The organism is Geomonas agri (assembly GCF_020179605.1).
Taxonomy (GTDB): domain Bacteria; phylum Desulfobacterota; class Desulfuromonadia; order Geobacterales; family Geobacteraceae; genus Geomonas; species Geomonas agri.
The window spans coordinates 92,941-112,897 of the sequence record NZ_JAINZO010000001.1; the positions used below are offsets into that span (position 1 = coordinate 92,941).

21 protein-coding genes are annotated in these 19,957 nt (G+C 58.9%); 14 read left to right on the top strand and 7 right to left on the bottom strand.

The features are described 5' to 3' along the window. Positions 1-7: 7 nt before the first annotated feature. From hgcB to K7R21_RS00450, 4 genes are all read left to right on the top strand, one after another. Entirely contained in the window at positions 8-301 is a 294-nt protein-coding gene (gene hgcB / locus K7R21_RS00435; RefSeq protein ID WP_224981223.1) for a mercury methylation ferredoxin HgcB, read from the top strand. A gap of 82 nt (positions 302-383) precedes the next feature. Then, positions 384-683 carry a DUF1540 domain-containing protein gene (locus K7R21_RS00440; protein WP_224981225.1) on the top strand — a complete coding sequence of 100 codons (300 nt, stop codon included), beginning with the start codon at positions 384-386 and terminating at the stop codon, positions 681-683. A 145-nt stretch (positions 684-828) separates the two neighbouring features. Beyond that, a complete protein-coding gene (locus K7R21_RS00445; protein WP_224981227.1) occupies positions 829-1,017 on the top strand; it encodes a ferredoxin in 189 nt (62 codons plus the stop codon). 20 nt (positions 1,018-1,037) lie between these two features. Further along, positions 1,038-1,310 (top strand): hypothetical protein, encoded by a 273-nt coding sequence (locus K7R21_RS00450; RefSeq protein ID WP_224981228.1) that lies wholly within the window; start codon positions 1,038-1,040, stop codon positions 1,308-1,310. A 126-nt stretch (positions 1,311-1,436) separates the two neighbouring features. Here K7R21_RS00450 and K7R21_RS00455 read toward each other — a convergent pair whose 3' ends face one another. Continuing rightward, entirely contained in the window at positions 1,437-1,916 is a 480-nt protein-coding gene (locus K7R21_RS00455; protein WP_224981230.1) for a ferritin-like domain-containing protein, read from the bottom strand. A gap of 488 nt (positions 1,917-2,404) precedes the next feature. On the opposite strand from K7R21_RS00455, the gene K7R21_RS00460 reads away from it, so the two are divergent. Then, positions 2,405-3,451 carry a DMT family transporter gene (locus K7R21_RS00460; RefSeq protein ID WP_224983390.1) on the top strand — a complete coding sequence of 349 codons (1,047 nt, stop codon included), beginning with the start codon at positions 2,405-2,407 and terminating at the stop codon, positions 3,449-3,451. Positions 3,452-3,496: 45 nt separating this feature from the next. Continuing rightward, the gene (locus K7R21_RS00465) at positions 3,497-4,024 is read left to right on the top strand and encodes a DUF4337 domain-containing protein (RefSeq protein ID WP_224981233.1); all 528 of its coding nucleotides are present in this window, start codon (positions 3,497-3,499) and stop codon (positions 4,022-4,024) included. A gap of 282 nt (positions 4,025-4,306) precedes the next feature. Here the strand turns inward: K7R21_RS00465 and K7R21_RS00470 are convergent, their stop codons facing one another. The 4 genes from K7R21_RS00470 to K7R21_RS00485 all read right to left on the bottom strand — a co-directional run bounded on the left by K7R21_RS00470 (position 4,307) and on the right by K7R21_RS00485 (position 10,296). Beyond that, positions 4,307-5,995 (bottom strand): amidohydrolase family protein, encoded by a 1,689-nt coding sequence (locus K7R21_RS00470; protein ID WP_224981235.1) that lies wholly within the window; start codon positions 5,993-5,995, stop codon positions 4,307-4,309. Between the two features lie 234 nt (positions 5,996-6,229). Beyond that, positions 6,230-8,356, bottom strand: coding sequence for a methyl-accepting chemotaxis protein (locus K7R21_RS00475; protein ID WP_224981237.1), 2,127 nt, complete (start codon positions 8,354-8,356; stop codon positions 6,230-6,232). 476 nt (positions 8,357-8,832) lie between these two features. Beyond that, on the bottom strand, positions 8,833-9,954 hold the full coding sequence (locus K7R21_RS00480) for a glycosyltransferase family 61 protein (RefSeq protein ID WP_224981239.1): 1,122 nt from the start codon (positions 9,952-9,954) through the stop codon (positions 8,833-8,835). 111 nt (positions 9,955-10,065) lie between these two features. Then, positions 10,066-10,296 carry a hypothetical protein gene (locus tag K7R21_RS00485; protein ID WP_224981240.1) on the bottom strand — a complete coding sequence of 77 codons (231 nt, stop codon included), beginning with the start codon at positions 10,294-10,296 and terminating at the stop codon, positions 10,066-10,068. 388 nt (positions 10,297-10,684) lie between these two features. On the opposite strand from K7R21_RS00485, the gene K7R21_RS00490 reads away from it, so the two are divergent. Next, positions 10,685-11,512 (top strand): transporter, encoded by an 828-nt coding sequence (locus K7R21_RS00490; protein WP_224981241.1) that lies wholly within the window; start codon positions 10,685-10,687, stop codon positions 11,510-11,512. A gap of 92 nt (positions 11,513-11,604) precedes the next feature. Here K7R21_RS00490 and K7R21_RS00495 read toward each other — a convergent pair whose 3' ends face one another. Next, complete coding sequence (locus K7R21_RS00495) at positions 11,605-12,513, bottom strand: AEC family transporter (protein ID WP_224981242.1); 909 nt, start codon at positions 12,511-12,513, stop codon at positions 11,605-11,607. Positions 12,514-12,659: 146 nt separating this feature from the next. Between K7R21_RS00495 and K7R21_RS00500 the strand changes: the two genes are divergently transcribed. The 7 genes from K7R21_RS00500 (at position 12,660) to K7R21_RS00530 (ending at position 19,032) form a co-directional block, all read left to right on the top strand. Next, on the top strand, positions 12,660-13,424 hold the full coding sequence (locus tag K7R21_RS00500) for an NADPH-dependent F420 reductase (protein WP_224981243.1): 765 nt from the start codon (positions 12,660-12,662) through the stop codon (positions 13,422-13,424). Between the two features lie 170 nt (positions 13,425-13,594). Next, positions 13,595-14,245, top strand: coding sequence for a fibronectin type III domain-containing protein (locus K7R21_RS00505; RefSeq protein WP_224981244.1), 651 nt, complete (start codon positions 13,595-13,597; stop codon positions 14,243-14,245). Positions 14,246-15,262: 1,017 nt separating this feature from the next. Beyond that, positions 15,263-15,850 carry a hypothetical protein gene (locus K7R21_RS00510; RefSeq protein WP_224981245.1) on the top strand — a complete coding sequence of 196 codons (588 nt, stop codon included), beginning with the start codon at positions 15,263-15,265 and terminating at the stop codon, positions 15,848-15,850. A gap of 367 nt (positions 15,851-16,217) precedes the next feature. After that, a complete protein-coding gene (locus tag K7R21_RS00515) occupies positions 16,218-16,892 on the top strand; it encodes a hypothetical protein (protein ID WP_224981246.1) in 675 nt (224 codons plus the stop codon). An 88-nt stretch (positions 16,893-16,980) separates the two neighbouring features. After that, positions 16,981-17,412: a phosphate-starvation-inducible PsiE family protein gene (locus K7R21_RS00520; protein ID WP_224981247.1), complete on the top strand. Its 432-nt coding sequence runs from the start codon at positions 16,981-16,983 to the stop codon at positions 17,410-17,412. A 319-nt stretch (positions 17,413-17,731) separates the two neighbouring features. Beyond that, positions 17,732-18,514 carry an enoyl-CoA hydratase-related protein gene (locus tag K7R21_RS00525; RefSeq protein ID WP_224981249.1) on the top strand — a complete coding sequence of 261 codons (783 nt, stop codon included), beginning with the start codon at positions 17,732-17,734 and terminating at the stop codon, positions 18,512-18,514. A gap of 257 nt (positions 18,515-18,771) precedes the next feature. Then, entirely contained in the window at positions 18,772-19,032 is a 261-nt protein-coding gene (locus K7R21_RS00530) for a hypothetical protein (RefSeq protein WP_224981250.1), read from the top strand. 100 nt (positions 19,033-19,132) lie between these two features. Here K7R21_RS00530 and K7R21_RS00535 read toward each other — a convergent pair whose 3' ends face one another. Next, positions 19,133-19,891, bottom strand: coding sequence for an AraC family transcriptional regulator (locus tag K7R21_RS00535; protein ID WP_224981252.1), 759 nt, complete (start codon positions 19,889-19,891; stop codon positions 19,133-19,135). Positions 19,892-19,957 lie beyond the last annotated feature (66 nt).

The following is a 19,957-nucleotide window of genomic DNA, read 5'->3' on the forward strand; positions in this document are numbered from 1 at the left end:
GGAAGGTATGAAAGGATTCAGATATCTGGAAGGGGTGGCCACGCTGGAGCTGGACGGGGCGCTGTGCATCGGCTGCGGCAGGTGTGTCGAGGTATGTCCGCACCAGGTCTTTTGCATGGAGGGGAAACGGGCCGTCATAGTGGACCGTGACGCCTGCATGGAGTGCGGCGCCTGTGCGCTCAACTGCCCCGCCGCCGCGCTCAAAGTGGACGCCGGGGTGGGGTGCGCCAGCGGCATGATCCACGAATGGCTCAGGGAGAAGAAGCTTCCCGGCCTCAACGGCGGGGGATGTTGCGGGTAGTCTCCACGCCGGCTTGACTATCAAACCTGTTCTGTTAAAACCTCCTAATGTGCGAAGGGGGCTACCTAAAAGGAGGCAGAACATGGAAGAGAAGCAGATGGTCAGGATCAACTCCTGCAACGTTACGCAGTGCGCCTACAATAAACATAATTCCTGCCACACGCTCGCCATCACGGTGGGGGGACCCGGCGACCTCTGCCCCGAGTGCGATACCTTCATGCAGGGGAGCCAGAGGGGGGGGATCATCGACGTCCAGGGCGGCATCGGCGCCTGCAAGGTGGAGAATTGCAGCTACAACCAGTCCCTTGAGTGCACCGCTCCCGCCGTCGACGTCGGCATGCACGAGTCGCATCCCGACTGCTTCACCTACAAGCCGAAATAGCCCGTCACTGTATCGCCATTCCCCACGAACCGCAGCCCCCTTCGCAGCGTAATCTCTTTGTTCCCGCCCCGCCCCGGGCGGGTTCGACATTTACCGATCTTCGTGTATCTTTAATCGGTTGCGAGTTTGGATGCGGAGGGAGCCAATGTCGAACCAGGTGTACGTTGATCAGCAGGTCTGCATAGGGTGCGGGCTTTGTGTGAGCATCCTCCCGGGGCTGTTCCGGTTGAACGCCGACGGCGTTTCCGAGGTGCACGGCCAAGGGGGCGCGGACAGGGAGAAGATCCAACAAGCCATAGACAGCTGCCCGGTCAACTGTATCGCTTGGCGCTGACTCGCACCCAGGGAGGGACCATGACATCCGGATTGAACGATGAACGGCTACAGGAGCTTTCCGAGAGCAACTACGTGATGCTGAAAGAGGCGTACTGCCTGTCGCAGCAGTTGAAGGGGCTGGTGGACGGTCTGCACCTGCGCTATCTCAAGCAGGGGATCGTCGAGGAGATGGACATGGTGATGGCGATCAAGCTGACCTCCGACCGTCTCTACGAGGGGCTGGAGCGCTATCTCCGTCCGGAGTGCGACCCCGACAGCGCCTACGACCCCGCCAAACCCGAAACCGAGTAAATCGTTAGCCACGGAGAAAATCTGGGCCAGAAGAACTCAGATGTTTCCCGTGGCCAATGAGTTTGCCGTTGAAAAGAGAAAGCCCGCCGTTGCCGGCGGGCTTCTTCTTTGTTCGCGCAGGCGCTGCTAGAGCTCCTGCCTATTGCTGAACTCGCTCCAGGCCAGGAAAGTTTTCGGCGTCTCCACGAAAGAGTAGATGTTGGTCACCTTTTGCAGGTGGCGCCGTTCTTCCTCGGCCAGTATGAGCAGACACTTGCGTGTGGTCTCGTCCGTTGCTGCTGTTGCCAGTTCTTCGTAGAAGCGGATGTCCTGTTCCTCGTTGGATACCGCGAAGCGGTACAGGTTCGGGTCCCGTTCCGTTTCCTCCAGCAGTTCTTTCTGGCTGAGCAGCGGTCTGAACCTGCAGACGTTGACGGTCAGGCCATCGAGGTGGGCCGCCGTCATCCTCTTTCTGAGTCTTCTCAGTTTCCTTTGGTGTTCCTCTTCGGAAGCGGCAAGCATCGAGAACAGCACCTTCATCTCGGGTTCCATGGCTTCGGCTTCCAGTCCCTGGTAGTACTCTTTTGTTTCTTCCTCTATCTTTATGGCGCAATCGAAAATGTTCATGGTGCTCCCCCTTACTCTCAGACAAAGCGTGACAGGCAACTCTGGTGCCGATGCCTAATTATAACAAAAATGACAACAAAAGATACTGATCATCACTATCAAAAAAAATCGCATCCCCTCTACCCCTTCATCCCTGCTTGTCCGTGGTTTTTGCTTTCGGGGAAAAGAAGACCGGCTCCGCCAGGTGCCTGCCCCTTGAGGCTCTGTGCCTTTAAGGGGCGTAGCACATTTAGAGCGTTCGGTTTCGTGTTGTCTCTGGGGCTTTGCGTTTTTGCCTACCAAAAACGAATTGAAACGCAAAACCGCAGAGCTGCAAAGAAAAACGGAGGAATAAATCCTTCAGGTTTACACCTATAGTCTTTGCGCCTTAGCGCCTCGGCGTCTTTGCGTTAAGTCTTTTGTTCCTTTCGTCTACGCTCTGGAAAAATCCCGCCGATTCGGTTATTGTTCTTCTCCCAAGAAGGGACGACCGTTCCCGGAGGTGCCGCCTGCCCGTCTTCACCGGACAACTTTTTGCCATGCTTTCCGCCGCGCTCTTCGGCGTGTCGCCGGTCTTTTGCAAGCTGCTCATTGGCGATATGTCGCCGGCCCTGCTCGCCGGGCTGCTCTATTTGGGCTCCGGGCTCGGGCTGCAGCTGCTGCTCCTGTTCCAGCATAAGAGCTCCCTGGCCGAACTGCGCCTGCTCTCCCCGGGGCACCGGCTGAAACTCGTCGGCGCCGTCATCGCCGGCGGCATCGTCGCACCGCTCTGCCTCGCCTTCGGGATCAAGTACGGCACCGCCTCCGAGGTCTCGCTGCTGCTCAACCTGGAGACCGTCGCCACCACCCTGATTGCGTGGCTCGTCTTCAGGGAATACATCGGCCCCTACGTCTGGACCGGCAAGGTTCTGATCCTGTTCGGCGCCGGGCTCGTCATCCTCAGGGCGCAAGGGGGGCTTTCCTTCTCGCTCTCGGGACTCCTGGTCGTGGTCGCCTGCGTCTTCTGGGGCATCGACAACAACCTGACCCGCGACGTGGACGAGATCTCCTCCACGGTGCTGGCGTCGGTGAAGGGGCTCGCCGCCGGGCTCTTCTCCATCATCCTGGCCCTCGTCTTCAGCACCGGCACCGCGGCGCCTGGGCAGATCGCGGGAGCCCTCGGCGTGGGCGCCATGAGCTACGGTCTCAGCCTGGTCCTCTTCGTAGAGGCCCTGCGCCAGATCGGCGCTGCCCGTACCGCCACCTTTTTCGCGGTCGGCCCCTTCTTCGGCACGCTCCTCTCGGTTGCGCTGCTGGGTGAGCGTCCCCCCGCCGCCTACTGGGTTGCCACCGCGCTGATGCTGGCCGGGATCCTGCTCCTCTACGTGGAGGTGCATGGCCATCGCCATACCCACGAGGAACTGGCCCACGCCCATCCGCACCGTCACGACGAGCACCACGATCATGAACACCCGGAAGGGGAGCAGGCGGAGACCCACGACCACTTTCACGTGCACCGGCCGGTCACGCATTCCCACGTGCACTGGCCCGACCAGCATCACCGGCATGAGCACTAGCTGCCGCCGTAACGACACAAAACACTACCAGCAGGAGGTATGACAATGGCAGAAGAAAAAAAGGAGCCCTGGCTCAACTATCTCGCACTCACCACCGTGGTCCTCGCCGTGTGCGCCACGCTGGCCACCTTCAAGGGGGGCGGCTTCTCGACCAGGTCCGTCCTGGTGCAGAACCAGGCCTCGGACCAGTGGGCCTTTTACCAGGCCAAGAGCATCAAGCAGTCCCTGGCCGAGACGGAGCAGGGGCAACTGGAGCGTGAGCTGTTGCGAACCGGCGACCAGAAGGTAGCCGCCGCCATGGAGGCCAGGGTGCAGGCGCTGAAAGGAAAAATCGCCAAGTATGACCAGGAGAAGGCGAAGATCCAGGACGATGCCAAGAAACTGGAAAAGGAGAGGGACGACGCGCAGCGTCACGGCCGCCCCTTCGGGCTTGCCGTCATCTTCCTGCAGATCGCCATCCTGCTTTCCTCCATTGCCGCGCTCTTGAAGAAGAAAATCGTGTGGTTGGCGGGTCTTGCCGTTGGCATCTGCGGCCTGATCCAGTTTGCCAACGGCTTCATGCTCTTCATGTAGCCAAGGTGCCGACCTTGAACGCAAAAAGGGGACGCAGCCCACGCTGCGTCCCCTTTCTTTATGTTCATCGAAGCACCCGTGAGCGAGGAATACCTCACCGGCAAACGTTGCCCTGACAATGAAAATGCCAGCTGACAGCTGGAGTCCCCGTTGACAGGGGGAGAGTTGCACGTGGCGATGCCTTTGGCCACGAAGCACTGCGCGAACCGACAGGTCCCCCCCCTTGCGAAAGGGGGGGCAGGGGGGATTTGCCTTGCCTGTTGCCCCCTCGCTCGCTTCCCCCTACCTCTTCCCGAAATACTTCCCGTAGTTGCGCCAGTACTCCGTCAGCCGCGCCTCGTACTTCCACTGCGCCGCCGCCTTGGCACTCTGTTTCAGAAAGCTTGCACAGCGCTGCGATGGCGCTGTGGCACCGGGCACCTCTCCGGCGCACGCCTCGACCGTCTTCCCCTTGGCCACGTCCGCCCACAGCGGGGCCCCCGCCATGAAGCTGTACTGCAGGCTGTTGCGCCCAAGGTACTGCAGGTCATCACGGGTGAGGCCGTATTTTCTGACCCCATAGATCCATTCGTCGGTGAGGTTCGTGTGGGACACCCCCTCGTCGTCGCTGGCGAAGGCAACCGGGACTCCGTAAGTCCGGTACTGTGCGAAGGGATGCGCCGTACCGGCGATGCCGAGGATCTGGGCGTTGCTGGTGAACATGATCTCGACCAGCGCGTTGTTGCGCCTGAATAGCTCCGCCACTTCCGACTTCTCCTTGTCCTTCAGAAAGGCGAAAGAGACCCCGTGGCCGACCCGCTTCGCCCCCGCCTTGAGTGTGCCGGTCAGGTGCTCCTTCAGTGCCGGGTTGTCCCTCCCCACGAAACAGGGGGTGAGTTCTCCGGCGTGCAAGGCGATGTTGACCTTGGGGAAGGTCTCGTGGAAGTAGCCGAAGATGCGCATCTGGTCCCGGAAAGCGGCCAGCGACACCGGGGCGTCCTCCTTGCTCAAGAGGTTCACGCCGACCACGCGCTCCTCGGAGGAGGAGAGCAGCATGGAGAAGGCGGCCTGGGTGAATACCTTGGCCAGATCAGGACTGCCGTCAGCCAGCACGGAGGTGCGGTTCACGGTCGCCACGAAGGCATAATCGACGCCGCAGGCCGGTTCGGCGTCGGCACCGCCGCAGTTGAGCAGCGTGCGGGTCCTGTTGACGTACTGCGCGATTTCGGTGCGCGCGGCGGCTACCACATCGGCAAGTCCGGCATCGAGCAGGAAGCGCTGCATTGCGGGGAACTGGCCGTTGTCCCGGTACGACGCCTGCGCGGGGAACTGCTGCCTCAGTTGCCTGGCCAGCGCGCTCACCGACGAGGACTGGAACGAGAGCATGGTCTCCAGGTAGGAGACGCCGTCCTGTTGGGACTGCCTCAGCACCTCCGCGAGCATGGGGGGAGTGTTGCAGGCGTTGTCGGAGACTGCCCGGAACCTGGCGAAGGTGGCGAAGAAGTGGTCGTGTCCCGCCTGGGTGTCGGGATAGCCGAAGCGGTACATGGACAGGGATTGCAGGAGCCGCTCCTGCTCCGTCGCGGAAGCAGCTGAGATCGGCCTGAAGCCGTCGCCGCAGCGGCCGGATGAGTTCGCCGCCTCCAAGGTCAACTGCGCGGTCGTCCCCTCGGGCCCATAGCAGGCACCGTCGGCACCTGCCATCGCCAGGTACTTTTCCGCCTGGACCGTGCCGGAGAGATGGTTGTGCAGATCCGCTCCCTTCGGGAACAGGCGCAGCGCCTCGGCCAGCTCCGGTTGCTCCGCCCGTGTCTTTTCGATCACTCCGGCGTACTCCCGCACCGCGTCGTTGGACTGGGCGCAGATCTCGTGCAGTCCCGCCGGTCCAGGGGATGCGGCATGGCCGCCGGCCGCAAGGGACGGCGCGACGGTAAAAAGCGATGCCGTGACGAGCGCAGCTAGGGTGCGGCCTGTCATGGTGAAAAGGTTCATCGGGTCTCTCTCTTGATCGAAGATAGGTCGCGCGGGATGCCTTCGGCAAAGGGAATCTATGCCCGTTGGCCCTTGTTGTCAACGGCTTAAAGCTCGGGGCAGGGAGGCGAGAGCATAGTACAGGCCATGCGCCGTTGTGAAATCCACAGTGTCCGGCAGCTGGCATAAAAAGAGCCGGCGCCTTCTACTCGCCAGCTCTTTCTCCTTCACCACTTGAGGTCTGGATTTTTACCCTTAGCCGCGGGCCGCCGTCTCGCCCTGGAGCCGGAATGCACCCGCTCCCTGCTGCAGCACGTCCACCTGGCTGGCGAGATCGCTGGCGCCGGCCTCCAACTGTGCCGCAGCCTGTAGGCAGCGGTCGGCATCGGAGTGGATCTCGGCCACCGCCGCCGCTATCTGCTGGTTCTCCTGCGCCTGCACCGCGCAGGCCGCTTCGATCTTCCTGGACATCTCGCTCACGTCGAGGATCGAGTCCGATATCGCGCGTCCCACCTTGCTCTGCTCGCGGGTGGCGCTGTGGAACTGCGTCGCCAGCTCCCTCATCTCCTCCGCTGCCAGCATGATCGCCTCCTTGGCTCCCGCCTGTTCCCTGATGGCCCTTTCGATCTTCTCGGTCATATGGGTGACCCGGTCCATGGCCTCGCGGATCAGGCTGGTCCCCTTGGCCTGCTCGGCGGTGGCCAGCGCAATGCCGCCGACATGGCTGCGGGCGCTGGAGACGCCGCTGACGATCTTTTCCAGCGCCGCGCTGGAACGTGAACTCAGCTCCTCGCCCGCCGCGATGCGCTGATCTGCCTCCTTGATCGCCTTCACCGCGTGCTCGGTCTCCAGCTGCACCGCCGCGATCAGGGCGGCGATCTCGTTGGTGGAGTTGGCAGTGCTCGATGCGAGCATCTTGATCTCCTCGGCCACAACGCCGAAGGGCTTGCCGTGTGCGCCGGCCTGGGCCGCGATGATGCTGGCGTTGAGGGCGAGCAGCGAGGTCCTCTTGGCGATATCGTCGATAACCGAGGAGATGACCCCGATCTCGTGAGTCCTGGAGGTGAGCGTCGCGATGACTTGGTTGGTGACGCCGGAGGAGGCGCGGATGTCGCTCATTCCCTGGCGCATGGCCCGCATCGCCTCCACCCCTTTCAGTGCGTCCGCCTCGACCCCTTCGGCCACCTCGGCGGTCAAAAGCGCGTTCCCCTTGACGCTGTTGGTGGCCGCTTCCATCTCAAGGATCGAGGATGCGGTGGAAAGCGACGAGGAGACCAGCGACCCGGTGTGCTCGCCGATCTCGCTGGTGGCGGAAGCGCTCTGCATCATGGCCGCGGTCACCTCGGCAACCAGGTTGGTCAGTCGCCCCGCGTTCAATGCCACCTCGTCGGTGCTGGCAGTCATCTCCAGAATAGCCGAGGAAGACTCGGAGGCCGCCTGGGCCAGCCGCTGGGTCCCGTTCTGGATCTCTTCCGCCTTGTCGGCGATGGTCCGCACGTAGGCCGAGGCCTCGGTCACCTTGTCCTGCTGGTGCTTGGCGGCTGCCACGGCATGCACCGCTTCCGATGCCAGCCGCCCGGAGATCCCTTGTAGCGCGGCGGCCGAGCCGGCAAGTCGGCTGATCATGCCGCACAACCCGGCGACCATCGTCTTCAGCGACCCCAGCAGCTTGCCCGCCTCGTCTCCCCCGCCCGCCGGGATGGTCACGGTGAGGTCCCCTTCCGCCACGGCCTCCGTTATGGACACCGCCTTGCCCAGCGGGAAGAGCAGCATTCTGGTGAACCAGGCCGCGATGCAACTGGCCAGCAGGGTAAAGCCGATGGCAAGGGAGATCACCACGGTCCGGGTATGCTCGAAGGACTGCAGGAAGTCGGCGGTCTTCACTCCAACGTAAAGCGCGCCGATGACGTGGCCCTCCTCGTCAAGAATGGGATCATAGGCAGTAAAATAGGGGACATTGAGGATGGGGGCAACGCCGCGGTAGGACTCTCCCTTGCGGAACACCGCGTCGAAGGCCGGCCCTTGCAGTTTGGTCCCCACCGCCCGGCTGCCATCCTCCTTGATGACGTTGGTGGCCACCCGCTCATCGTTCATGAATATGGTCGCGGTCCCGCCGCAGATCTTGGCCACCTTGTCGGGGAGTTCGTTGTTGCCATTGATGGCGTAGTCGCCGGCCATGAGGCGATTGCCGACGATCTTCAGCTCCCCTTTCTGTCTCAAAAGCTCCCAAAAGGTGTTGATCCTGCTCTCTTGCGACGCCGTTGCCACGCGCACCATCTCCTGCCTCATCTGTGTCAGAGATATATATGTCGTGACGGTCACCGCCGTGATGACGATGATGATAATCAGGGATGTGATCTTTTTTACAATACTTACTTTCACAAAGACGTCCTTATTTTACTATCTTGTTGCTTTCGACAACATGAAATACTGGTCGAAACCATGTCAATATTCGTATTGGTTGGTATATCCCGGCTGTCAGTGCGGTTTTTTGTTGAAATGTAGAAATGATTAATTGGTTTAAGTGTATAATTTGACGGTAGATATTTGTATTACATTACGCGCTGGCGTTTATATCTGAAAAAAGTATCGCCATCAAGTTTTTCGTAAACGACAAAGTGTATACACATTGTAGAGATGGGAATGTGTGAAGGGCAAGTACCTAGTGCACAGATCATGAAGTTCATGCCGAGATAAATCCATCGCTCGGACGCCGCGGGAACGACATTGAGAGGAGGGGGTATTGGGGGGGGATTGCGGAGGAACTAACCGGAAAGGAAACTATCAAGTGCTGGACGTGCCCCCACGTCCTCCCCTTTGCGAAGGGGGGACAGCGGGGGGATGCCGTTGCTGCTTTCTCACTGTACTGCCGCGATAACAGCGGACATAGCCGCTTCGTCAATCCTGTGTCCTGTGTCGCAGATGACATGGCGGTAATCAAGGCCGTGGCTGAAGCTGAGCCAGGCGAAGCAGTCGAGGATGTAGTTTCTCGGGAAGATCTCCACCACCCGGCAGGGGGAATCGCACCAAGCGAGGTTGCTGAGGCCGGCGCCGTGGCACCCCACCACGACCTCCGCCTGGTGGAAGGCGCGGACCTGTTCCGCGAAGGAAAGTTCTTCGCAATGCAGTACGGTGAAGCCTCTCTCCCGCAGTCTCGCCTCGAGTTCGGCCTCGCCAGCGAGGCGGCGCCTGCTTTTCTGCCGCGACACGTAGATCCTGGCGTCGGTGCGGTCCCCTCTAGTGCTGGAGTGCCCTTGCGGAACCACCTGGGCCTTTACCGCCGACCGCAACAGCTCCAGCACCTGGGGCGGGGTGAACTCAGGCTGGGTGTGATACTGCGGCACCACCAGCCGCTCCACCCGGATCGGCCCGGAGCAGAACAGGAAGCTGTGCTGCACATCGGGACCTAGCGCGGTGGCCAACCCCTCCATAACGTAGCGCGGAGGGTTTTCCGGCAGCACGATCTTCACGTCGGGGAATGTGGCGACGGCATAGAGGACGTTGGGCAGGACCTCGAGGAGCCAATGGTAGTAGGTGCCGGGATGGCAGACGACCACCGGTTCGGGGACGCGCAGTTCCCTTGCCGACAGCAGAGGTTCGTGCAGCACGTCCCCCCAGTCCATGATGCGGCGCAGGGAGCCCACGCTCTCCTCGATGATCCTGTTGCGGATCCAGGCCATGCCGGAGTGGGGCGAGACGGTGGCGTTATGCAGCAGGTACAGGTTTTTTTTGCCGAAGACGGCCTCGGTTCGTATGAATGGGGGGAGTTTGGCGGTGACCTCGTGCTTGACGATGCACGCCTGGGCCACCGGGACGATGTCCAGGATGTGCTGCTGCACGTTGGTGTGGTATGAAGCTTTCTCCAGCGACTCGATGCTCGACTTGGGCATCCTGCCGGAAACCGGCCCGAGCAGGTCGCTGGCAATGAAACGCAGCAGCTGCTGGCACCTTTTAGCGTCTGTTTTGCTTAAACCCGTCATGCGGGCGATCCTAGCACAGGAGCTGTTTTCTTTCCAGCCGCACGGATAGCTGAGCTGATTTTCGAGCTCCTGGATGGACTCCGCAGTAATCTCGGCCCGCGTGCTTGCCGACTAGTACTCCTTGGGCGGCTCCGTATAGAGGCACTCGGGGTTTTCCTTGACGTGCACGAAGTGCGCGACGTGCTTGTCTCCGGCGGCGCGGGGGCGCACCGGCTTGCCGCACTTATCGCACTCGAACAGAAGCGAGTGTCGGTGCTGCGGCGTCGCTCCGTCCCTTACCGACAGCGCCTTGTCGATGGTGATGATGTGACCGAAAAACTTGCACTGTTTTGCCAGACCCATTGTCCTACTCCTTTACGGAATTGTTCGGGAACCTTCCCCGCGGAGGCGACTGCCGGCGCAGTGGCGTCCGGATACCTAGAACAATGTATTATTTTCCTTCTTTTTTGTCAATCCCCGCGACACGGGGAGTCTGCCGGGAGAGGAGAGGAGTGTCTGTATCAGGCACCCCACTTGAATCGGGACCGTATAAACGCCGTTTAGTGCATTGGACGTGGAGGGGGGCGTCTTGGTCCGGCGGGGAAAGGAATGGAATGGGTGGTTTGGGGTTGTAATAACAGGGGCTTCTGTTGTATTAAAACATTTTGCCCCTTCACCCCTGTTCTCCGACAAACGTCCAGATACAGGTAGTGTCGGTGCATTAATTTCAATGCAGGAGGAGACTAGCTACATGAAAAAGATGGTTTTGGCAGTACTGGGCGGGATACTCATGACAACGGCCAACGCACATGCGGAGCACAAACTGCTGGTAACGGACGTCCTCGACAAGAAGCAGGTCGAGGCACAGGCTCTGTTCGAGTATTCCCACCTCAAAGGAGACGTAACTATTCTCGGTGATTCCGGGAAGCGCACCGTCAATGCCACCGAGTCGCTCTATTCCGTGGGCGTAGGTCTCGGTCACGGCCTGGAAGTGTCCGCGTCCGTCCCCTACATTTTCAGCGAGCGCGATAAAGTTGAGCTCGACGGTTTCGAGCCCGAGTACGGCAAGACTGATGGTTTTGGCGACTTGGCGCTCGAGGCGAAATACCGCCTGCTTGGTGGTGAAGAGGCGCCGTACACTGTGGTTGCTGGTCTCGGACTTAAATTCGACACCGCCGGCGAGGCGGGGACTGGCACCACCAACGTGAGCCCCTTCATCGCGGCGAGCGCCAACCTTGGGCACCACAACACCCCGTACGCCATCTACCGTGCCACCATCAGGAACCACGATGAGTACGATACCCATACCGTCTCGGTGGGCTTCGAGAAGGAGCTGAACCACACCGTGACTCTCGACGCCAAGGTGGACGCCAACTTCAACACCGCTACCCGCGACGTCACCGCCAACGAGGACTTCAACTTCGAGGTCTCGAGCTACGTTCAGCTGGCGCACAACTTCTACGTGCTGCCCAGCGTTGCCTACGTGGTCTCCACCGATGTCCGGAGCAAGGACAACGCCCTCCGTGCCGGTTCCGCTGACGGCATCCGCGCCGGCTTCTCCCTGTACTACCTGTTCTAGTCGGGGCGCAGCCCGGACTTGCCGTTGCGGCTAACAAAAAACCGGAGCTCCTTTTCAGGATGCTCCGGTTTTTTTATGGCAGCGGTAAGTGGTCAGGGGATCATGCGCGTCAGCCAGTAGATGGCGGGAAGGGTGCCGAAGGAGAGGATGATGCCGATGCCGATCATGGCCACGGCGAGATCCGCTTCCATGCCAGCGACGACCGCCAGGGCGCCGGCGGTCACCATGGGCGGCATGGCCGCCTCCAGTACCGAGACGTCAACCACCATGCCGGCGAGCCCGGCCAGGCGGCAGACCGCCAGGGCCGACAGCGGGGCGATCAGGAGTTTCATGGCGAGCCCGAAGCTCAGCGGCCCGATCACCCGGCGCGGCAGCCTGAGCCGCATCTGCATGCCGATCGCGGTCATGACCACCGGTACCAGGGTGAGGGAGACGTTGTGCAGCACCTGGGCGAGTTTGTCGGGGTAGGCCCAGCCGCGGGCCAGAATTCCCACCATGAGGGCGATGCTGGGCGGAAAGAAAAGCATCTTGCGCACCATGGCTGACAGCTGCACCGAGCCATCCTTGCCGTAGAGGGCGAGGATGAAGGACCCATAGGTGACCATGATGATCATGGTCCCGATCTGGTCGTAGATGATCAGGTAGGGAAGCCCGGCCGCGCCGAAGAAGGCCTGGATCATGGGGACACCCAGGAATGAGGTGTTCCCCAGCGGCACCACTAGGAGCAGCACCCCGCGCGTGGCGCGGTCCCAGCGCCAAAGGCGCGCCGCCGCGAGCACCGATGCGATGGAGAGGAGCAGCATCCCCCACGGCACGACCGCGGCGGTCACGATTTCCCGGGACAACACGATCTGCGGCACCTTGAGGAGTATCAGCGCCGGCAGCGATACGTAGAGGGCGAACATGTTGAGGGTCTGCGCCGAGTCCTTGGGGAAGGCCTCAAGGCGACGAAAGAGCATCCCCAAGAGGACGAAGACCCCGATCAAAACGAAATTTTCCATCCTGCCACATTCTCCTGCTGACATCGTGTACGGCGGCTGTACCGCCTTATGCTGTTTTCGGGAAGAATTCCTCCCAGTTTTTCGACTGCACCCGCAGGGTCACCGGCCCAAATTGATCCAGAAGCCTTTGCTGTAACACAGGTGCGATGCCGCCACAAGGAAAACAACATCATAAGCCATGGCAGCCACATGCCGCCAGGGAGTATACTCTGGTGAAGAGGGAATTATGCCGCAGAGGAGGGACCAAGCCAGCAGACAAGGAGGACCCTGACATGAGAGTAAGAAAGATTGGTATAGTCGGATCGGGCCACATCGGTGGCAACCTGGGAGTGATGTTGGGTAAAGCGGGCTACGAGGTGTTGTTCAGTTCACGGCACCCGGAAGACCTGCAGGAACTGGTGGCAGACGCCGGGCCCGCTGCCCGTGCCGGGAGCGTAGCGGAAGCGATCGCCTTCGGTGACGTGGTCCTGCTCTCCGTGCCGCTCAAGGCCTACCGGGAACTGGATAGCGCAACGAAGCAGGCGTTGCAGGGCAAAATCGTCATCGACACCTCCAACCCGTACCCCGAACGAGACGGGGCGATGGCGGTCGAGGCGAGACAGGATCCGGGAGGGATGGGGAGCGTGGTGGCGCGGCTCCTTCCCGGAGTGAGGATCGTGCGGGCGTTTAACTCGGTCTATTTCGAGGACCTGAGGAAGACCGTGAACAAAAACGGCGACACCATCGGCATCCCGATCGCCGGTGACGACCAGGAAGCGGTGGACGTCGCGGTGGAACTGGCCCGCAGTGTGGGGCTGGATCCGGTGGTGGTAGGTGGGCTGACCGCGTCGAAGCTCTTCGACGTCGGCACCCCGGTCTATGCGACCAGCGCCTCCGCATCGGAAATAAAGGCGAAGTTGAGAATAGAGTAGATCCCGCCTAGCAGCAGCCGGGGGAGTGCCTGTAAAGCGCAGGCGCCCCCGGTCTGTCCCCAGAGCCCCAGCTCCAGCGACCCAAAATGATCCAGCGAAATTCTTAGGGTTGACCGCCACAAACTCCCATGTAAAATTAGCAAAATCTAACCTGTTGGGAGGAAAAAGGCATGAGCGTCTCAGATAAATTCGAAATGAACCATGAGGAGATGGATCCGCCGACATTTGTCCTTTGGCTTGATGACGCTGCCACTTTGCAGGATGGGCATGCGAAGATAATCCAGAAAGACCAATGGGTGCCGGGGTCGGTCCAATTCAGAGCACACAAAGAGCTGATCTCGAAGGAGTGGGATAGGGCGTGCGCCCTCAACGTCCATAGTACCAGTGAATTGGAGGCGGCGGTCGCGGCAGCATTGGAGGACGTGAGCATCAACGCCAGCTATCTGGTACTCAGGGCGAAACAGGAAAAAGATGAAGCATGGCTTCACAATAACGGATACCAGCCCAAGGGAAAGCCGAAGAGGGTGTATGACAGACCGGTTTCCGCCGCCGCCCTGGGGATGAAAGCCAAGAATGGACCGGGGATTGGCGAGATCACCCTGACCTGGGATAAAGACCTTGCAGCGGGTTCTTACCAGTTGCAGATTTGTAAGGGGCATCCGCAGGGGGACGAGTCTTATGCCGACTACGGTTTCCTGAAGAAGGTCCGGATCGTCATCGGCAACCTGGAGAGGGCATCCTGGTACCACTTCCGAATCAGGAGCATCGGCCACAACCAAAACGGCCCGTGGAGTGAACCGGTTGGAATCATCGTGACATAAGTCGAATAAGTTTCTGCTCGAATGCTCCGTTCCCCCCTCGTAGCAAGGGGGGAACGGCTCCCGCCTCCACCTTCCTCGCAATCTACCGCTGCACAACAAGCTCACCTGCACCTGCAGGAATCACCTCTGCGCCGCCTGTGGCCGCGCTCGTCTCCGCCTCCTGTCAACTGCATTTTCCGCCCTAGCATCCATCGCCCACCGGAAGCATTCTCCGAGAAACGGAAGGCATCCGCCGCTCAGCGGAAGCTTTCTTCGCGAAACGGAAGGCATCCGTCACTCAACGGAAGCTTTCTCGGAGAAATGGAAGGCATCCGTTGATCGACGGAAGCTTTCTCCGCGAAATGGAAGGCATCCGTTGATCGACGGAAGCTTTCTCCGCGAAACGGAAGGCATCCGTCGCTCAGCGGAATGTTTCTCCGAGAAACGGAAGGCATCCGTCGCTCAGCGGAAGCTTTCTCCGCGAAACGAAAGGCATCCGTTGCTCAGCGGAAGCTTTCTTCGAGAAACGGAAGGCATCCGTCGCTCAGCGGAAGCTTTCTCCGCGAAACGAAAGGCATCCGTCGCTCGACGGAAGCTTTCTCCGGGAAACGGAAGGCATCCGCCGCTCGTCGGAAGCTTTCTCCGCGAAACGGAAGGCATCCGTCACTCAGCGGAAGCTTTGTTTGGGGGGAAGGCGTAGTGTGTAAATAGCCTCTTAGAATACAGGTAGCGCCTCACGGTTGGACGGCGCCACTTCAGCTTTGACAGAGATGGATAATCACTATATATTGCCGATCATGTGTTCGAACACATGAAGGCTGTCCTCATCATAACAAAAGAAGTTTTTACATGGGGGGGAGAAGGGATGGCCAGTTTTCTGGCCATCCTCCCAATCGGCACAAATTCCGGTTTTTGTCGAAAGCAATTTCAGGAAGTTGCCGTGCTCGGAGAATTATCAAACCGTTGATCATTTACGAAATGTAGTTGTTGAAGACAATTTCCAACCAATAAGTAGTTGGACAAAAAGGAAATTGATGCATGGATGAAAAAAACATGACCCCGGCGATTTCTTCTTTCGAACCCCCTCTGCCTGGAAAGGAAGAGCTTTTGGTAGAACTGCGGTGGAAGAAATGGGTTTATTTCTTCACGATCTTAGTCATTATATTGATTAGCTTGTTCTATGTCTTCGGGGTAATCATCCCATATCTGACGACCGGCGATTTTAACGAGATATGGCCGGCCCATAAATACAAAGCATCTGCAAAGGTAAAGTTTTTATTATTTTCACCGGTTTGGTTGTTGCTTTTACCGGTTTTTGCTGGTGCCTTTCGTATTGGCGTGATTTCATTCTATGAAACATATGTCGAGCAGAGACCATACCTACCATTTTTCAAGAAGGTAACTATTCCTTACAAAGCCTTACACATAAAGGAAGGAAGCAACGGACTGAGGCTTACGAACGGGGGCGTTCCGCCGTGGTTTGGAAATCAGTTCAAATATTGGAAAATATCATATTGGGACGCCATTGTTATCTCGGTGGTCGATATGGTTTATAGCAATCCGGAATGCCATCCAAAGGCGATAGAAATTGGTCGCAAATGGGCGGTCAAGATCGACAGGTCGTAGTCTTGGCATTGGGGGACGTTGCTGAGATTTTGAGATTTGCAGACGCAACAAAGACAGAAAGTCAAAATCTAACGAACGTCCCTCTGTCACTCTAACGCCAACATCCTGAAACACTTTGATCTGCCTCCTCGCACACCCACATGGCAGAGAATCAAAGGGGTTTTTCTTCAAGGTTAGGCTAAGGCCAGGTAGGCTTGGGCCATGCTTGCAAAGTTGTAAAGTCTGTAAGAATGCTGAGTGACATTGCGATATTGCGGGCCTGAAAAGAAGGCACCTCCGGGTGAAGGTGGAAAGACTTCCTGATATGCTTAAAGACCCGAATGTTTAAAGGCAGGGGGGGAATTGACTTGCCCTTGATGAGGTGGCCATGACCAGAGTAAACGAGAAAGTGGGGGGTGTTGCAACGGCTGTGAGGTCCCGCTGGCCCTCACTGTGCGCATTGTTGGCACTTGGCGGCCTGTATGCGGCACTACCTTCCTCTTTACTTCTTGGTGGTCCGCGCTGGCTCCTCTTGGCGATCATTTCGGTGCTCACGGTGCCACTTATCGTCACGCACTACAAAGGAGCTCACATCACAAACCAAGTGATCGGCTTCGTCTTGAACGGCGTGGTGACAGCAGCCATGATCATCTCTTTGGCGCTACTGATACGAGCCCTGCCCCTGCACCTGGAAAAACCGCAAGACCTGCTGTTGTCTGCCGCGGCACTGTGGCTGTCCAACATCCTGGTGTTCGCATCTTGGTACTGGAGGCTTGATGCTGGTGGCCCCCATACTCGAGCTCAACGCCGGGATCACGTCAAGGGAGCTTTTCTCTTTCCCCAAATGACGCTGCCCCCGGAGAAAAAACACGCTGCCGGCTTGAACGAGTGGACCCCGAACTTCGTGGATTACCTCTTCCTTGCCTTCAACACCTCCACAGCATTCTCGCCAACCGATGTTCCCGTCCTGTCTCGTTGGGCAAAGGTCTTAATGATGCTGCAGTCGATTATCTCACTGCTGGTGATTGCCCTGCTTGCGGCACGGGCGGTGAACATCTTGTGATTCTTTTGGGGCACCGTTACCATGGTTGTGTGTACGCTCTTTGACAGCTCCGCGTCGGGGGCTGATTGCTAGCTGATGGGGGGAGTTCATGAACAGATTTATTGATCGAGTAGAAGAAGTCATTGTTTGGACGTTGGTACTTATGCTGCTGGTGGCGGTATTGCTGGGCACACTGGGACTGGGGCGAACGCTTTTCCAAATAATAATCGACTCACCTCCCTATCTCCTCATTGACCCCAAGATGCTTTTTCAATCCTTTGGTCTCTTTCTCATTTGTCTGATAGGGCTAGAATTGTTGAAGCTTTTGAAGTTTCACGTTTCTCATCACTCTGTCAAACCTGAATTGGTTGTGGAGGTGGCCATAATCGCGTTGTGCAACAAGATAGTTACCCTTGATCTTAAAGAAACAGCACCCGTGTCGCTTTTAGGCCTTGCGGCTATGATTTTTGCACTTGCTGCCGGATATTACGTCTTCATTCGCCACGGAGAAGAAAAGGGTCAGGCCTCGTCACGAGACTAAACAGTAACAAACGAATAACGAGCAAAGTTCAACCAGAAAAAGCATGAAGACGGAAAAGGGGACAGGCTACTTTGTGGCGTGCCCCTTTTCCTCTTGGAAACATGCAGAAAGCCGGAGCTCCTTTTGGGGAGGCTCCGGTTTTTTTATCAGGTCACTTCGCCAGTTCAGACCGCGCCTGCTGCGCCATGACACCGTGTACCTATTCGGAGGGATAGATGCCGTCCTAGCAGTGACAGTTGTCACTTTGCGATTTCCCGGTATTCTCATCCGTCAAGAGCGGACAGTCACAGAGACGGTAGTATCATGCACGGAGGGGGACATGGACTTGAAGAACCTGTTACTGGAAGTAACTGATCGGATTGCGACGGTGACGGTGAATCGCCCGTCGGCGATGAATGCCATGACGCCGGAGACCCTGGAGGAGCTGCAGCGGGTGGTCGCCGAGATTGACGACAGCGATGAGATCCGCGCCGCGGTAATCACCGGGGCGGGCGCCAAGGCCTTCGTCGCCGGCGCCGACATCTCGCTCATGCGGGACATGAGCTCGACCCAGGCGCGTGACCTGGCGCTTAAGGCACACGGCATCTACGCGGCCATCGAGCGCTCCTCCAAGCCCTTCATCGCGGCGGTCAACGGCTATGCCCTCGGCGGCGGCTGCGAACTTTCCATGGCCTGCGACATTCGCATCGCTTCCGACAACGCGAAGTTCGGGCAACCGGAGATCAACATCGGCATCCTCCCGGGGTTTGGCGGGTCGCAACGACTTCCCAGGCTGGTGGGGAAGGGGAGGGCGCTCGAGATCATCCTCACCGGGGATATGGTCGATGCCGCAGAGGCGTTGCGCATCGGCCTGGTTAACCGGGTGGTGCCGCAGGACGAGTTGCTGAGCGAGGCGCGCAAGCTGGCGACGAAAATAGCCTCAAAGGGAAGGGTTGCCGCGAAGCTCTGCAAGGAGGCCGTGGTCAACGGCCTGGAGATGGACCTAGCCCGGGCCTGCGTCTACGAAGCGGAACTCTTTGGCTACAGCTTCGCCACCGCTGACCAAAAGGAGGGGATGAGCGCCTTTCTGGAAAAGCGGACGCCAGTGTTCCAGGACCGTTAGGGCGAGCTTTTTGGTGTAGAGGGGAGGCTTAAGAAAAGATTCGCAGGGGGAATATATTCACACCGGCGTAAGATCCCTACATTACAAGTAAAAATGTCGAAAAGCGTGCCGGTAGTGGAAAAAAATCTTACCCGTCCCCTTTCGTGACCCCCGCGCAAGTTGCTTATTTTATTGCTGAGAACGTACTGGCACGCCTCCTGCTATCTCATGGTGGAAAGCTTCGGAAACACAGGCCACCAATGAAAGGGAGGATGTTTATGTACGGTATCTACCAAATCGCGTCTTTTGCCGCCCCGACTCCGCTGTTGAAATTCGACCGCGAGAGCGACGCCGTCAGTTTTCTCCAGCAACTGGCCGAGGTGACACGGCAGCAGATTGAAAAGCCCGCCGACGTGCAGGCTTTCAAAAGGCACTTCAGGCATTACGGCATCCACTTAACCGACGTCGTTCTCCTCGATGACACGATCCTTGGAGTCGCCAGGCAAAAGTTCGATCCCGCCACAGTAGAAATATTCTGAGCGCCCTCTGGCCGGCGTTAGCCGCAACTATCTGAACTGGGGGGCGTGGCAGGGGAACGCTGGCGCGTGAGGCGATGGCTCAGCAAGAGGTCCCTCTTCTTCACCAGGGCTGGCACTTCACGTTGGTGGGGCTGTCCTTGAGGTATTGCCCGGGAGATGCCCCCAGGGTCTGACGGAACATCTCGATGAAGGCGCTGAGGCTCTGGTAGCCCAGGTCGAAGGCAACGGTAGTGACATTTTGTCCCGCTGCAAGGCGCCGGATCGCCTCCTGAAGGATCAGTCTTTTCTTCCATGCCCCGAAGGTGAGGCCGGTCTCGCGGATGAAGAGCCTGGCCAGGGTGCGGGGACTGGTGCAGGCGACCGAGGCCAGCACCTCGATCGTTTCGATCGCGCCGGGGTCCGCTACCATCTTCTCTATGGCCCGTTGCAGGCGCTCATCGTGCCCCATCGGGAGACGCAACTCGGTCGGCTCGGCTTGGCACAACTCGTCGATCAACACCGTCATGAGACGATACCCAGCGCTTTCGGGGGTATAGCTCTCACCGATAATGACCGCCTTGAGGATGAGCTCCCGCAGCAGGGGGGATACCTTCAGGATGGTGCACTCCCGGGGCAACCTGCCGGACACACCCCTTTCCAGGAACAGATTCCTCAACGACACCTCCCCGGGGAAATAAACCTCGTGCTCGACGTCGGGCGGTACCCACACCGCCTGCGACGGAGGAACCACGAGCACCTCTTTACCGCTCACCACCCTCATCACACCTTGGCTGGCGTAGATGAGCTGGCCGCGGGGATGGGCGTGGGGTGCGGCGCACCCGGCCTGACTCACCTCCATAGACAGGGGGATAACCGGCAAATGCGGTTCCGTTCTCCAGCCGATCTCTATGGGAGCGAGTTTTGGCAGTTTAGCGACAATCATTGG

Excerpts from the sequence above, each read along its gene's own strand:
- hgcB (WP_224981223.1), top strand. The coding sequence starts at position 8 with ATGAAAGGATTCAGATATCTGGAAGGGGTGGCCACGCTGGAGCTGGAC.
- K7R21_RS00440 (WP_224981225.1), top strand. The coding sequence starts at position 384 with ATGGAAGAGAAGCAGATGGTCAGGATCAACTCCTGCAACGTTACGCAG.
- K7R21_RS00445 (WP_224981227.1), top strand. The coding sequence starts at position 829 with ATGTCGAACCAGGTGTACGTTGATCAGCAGGTCTGCATAGGGTGCGGG.
- K7R21_RS00450 (WP_224981228.1), top strand. The coding sequence starts at position 1,038 with ATGACATCCGGATTGAACGATGAACGGCTACAGGAGCTTTCCGAGAGC.
- K7R21_RS00455 (WP_224981230.1), bottom strand. The coding sequence starts at position 1,916 with ATGAACATTTTCGATTGCGCCATAAAGATAGAGGAAGAAACAAAAGAG.
- K7R21_RS00465 (WP_224981233.1), top strand. The coding sequence starts at position 3,497 with ATGGCAGAAGAAAAAAAGGAGCCCTGGCTCAACTATCTCGCACTCACC.
- K7R21_RS00470 (WP_224981235.1), bottom strand. The coding sequence starts at position 5,995 with ATGAACCTTTTCACCATGACAGGCCGCACCCTAGCTGCGCTCGTCACG.
- K7R21_RS00480 (WP_224981239.1), bottom strand. The coding sequence starts at position 9,954 with ATGACGGGTTTAAGCAAAACAGACGCTAAAAGGTGCCAGCAGCTGCTG.
- K7R21_RS00485 (WP_224981240.1), bottom strand. The coding sequence starts at position 10,296 with ATGGGTCTGGCAAAACAGTGCAAGTTTTTCGGTCACATCATCACCATC.
- K7R21_RS00490 (WP_224981241.1), top strand. The coding sequence starts at position 10,685 with ATGAAAAAGATGGTTTTGGCAGTACTGGGCGGGATACTCATGACAACG.
- K7R21_RS00495 (WP_224981242.1), bottom strand. The coding sequence starts at position 12,513 with ATGGAAAATTTCGTTTTGATCGGGGTCTTCGTCCTCTTGGGGATGCTC.
- K7R21_RS00500 (WP_224981243.1), top strand. The coding sequence starts at position 12,660 with ATGCCGCCACAAGGAAAACAACATCATAAGCCATGGCAGCCACATGCC.
- K7R21_RS00505 (WP_224981244.1), top strand. The coding sequence starts at position 13,595 with ATGAGCGTCTCAGATAAATTCGAAATGAACCATGAGGAGATGGATCCG.
- K7R21_RS00510 (WP_224981245.1), top strand. The coding sequence starts at position 15,263 with ATGGATGAAAAAAACATGACCCCGGCGATTTCTTCTTTCGAACCCCCT.
- K7R21_RS00515 (WP_224981246.1), top strand. The coding sequence starts at position 16,218 with ATGACCAGAGTAAACGAGAAAGTGGGGGGTGTTGCAACGGCTGTGAGG.
- K7R21_RS00520 (WP_224981247.1), top strand. The coding sequence starts at position 16,981 with ATGAACAGATTTATTGATCGAGTAGAAGAAGTCATTGTTTGGACGTTG.
- K7R21_RS00525 (WP_224981249.1), top strand. The coding sequence starts at position 17,732 with ATGGACTTGAAGAACCTGTTACTGGAAGTAACTGATCGGATTGCGACG.
- K7R21_RS00530 (WP_224981250.1), top strand. The coding sequence starts at position 18,772 with ATGTACGGTATCTACCAAATCGCGTCTTTTGCCGCCCCGACTCCGCTG.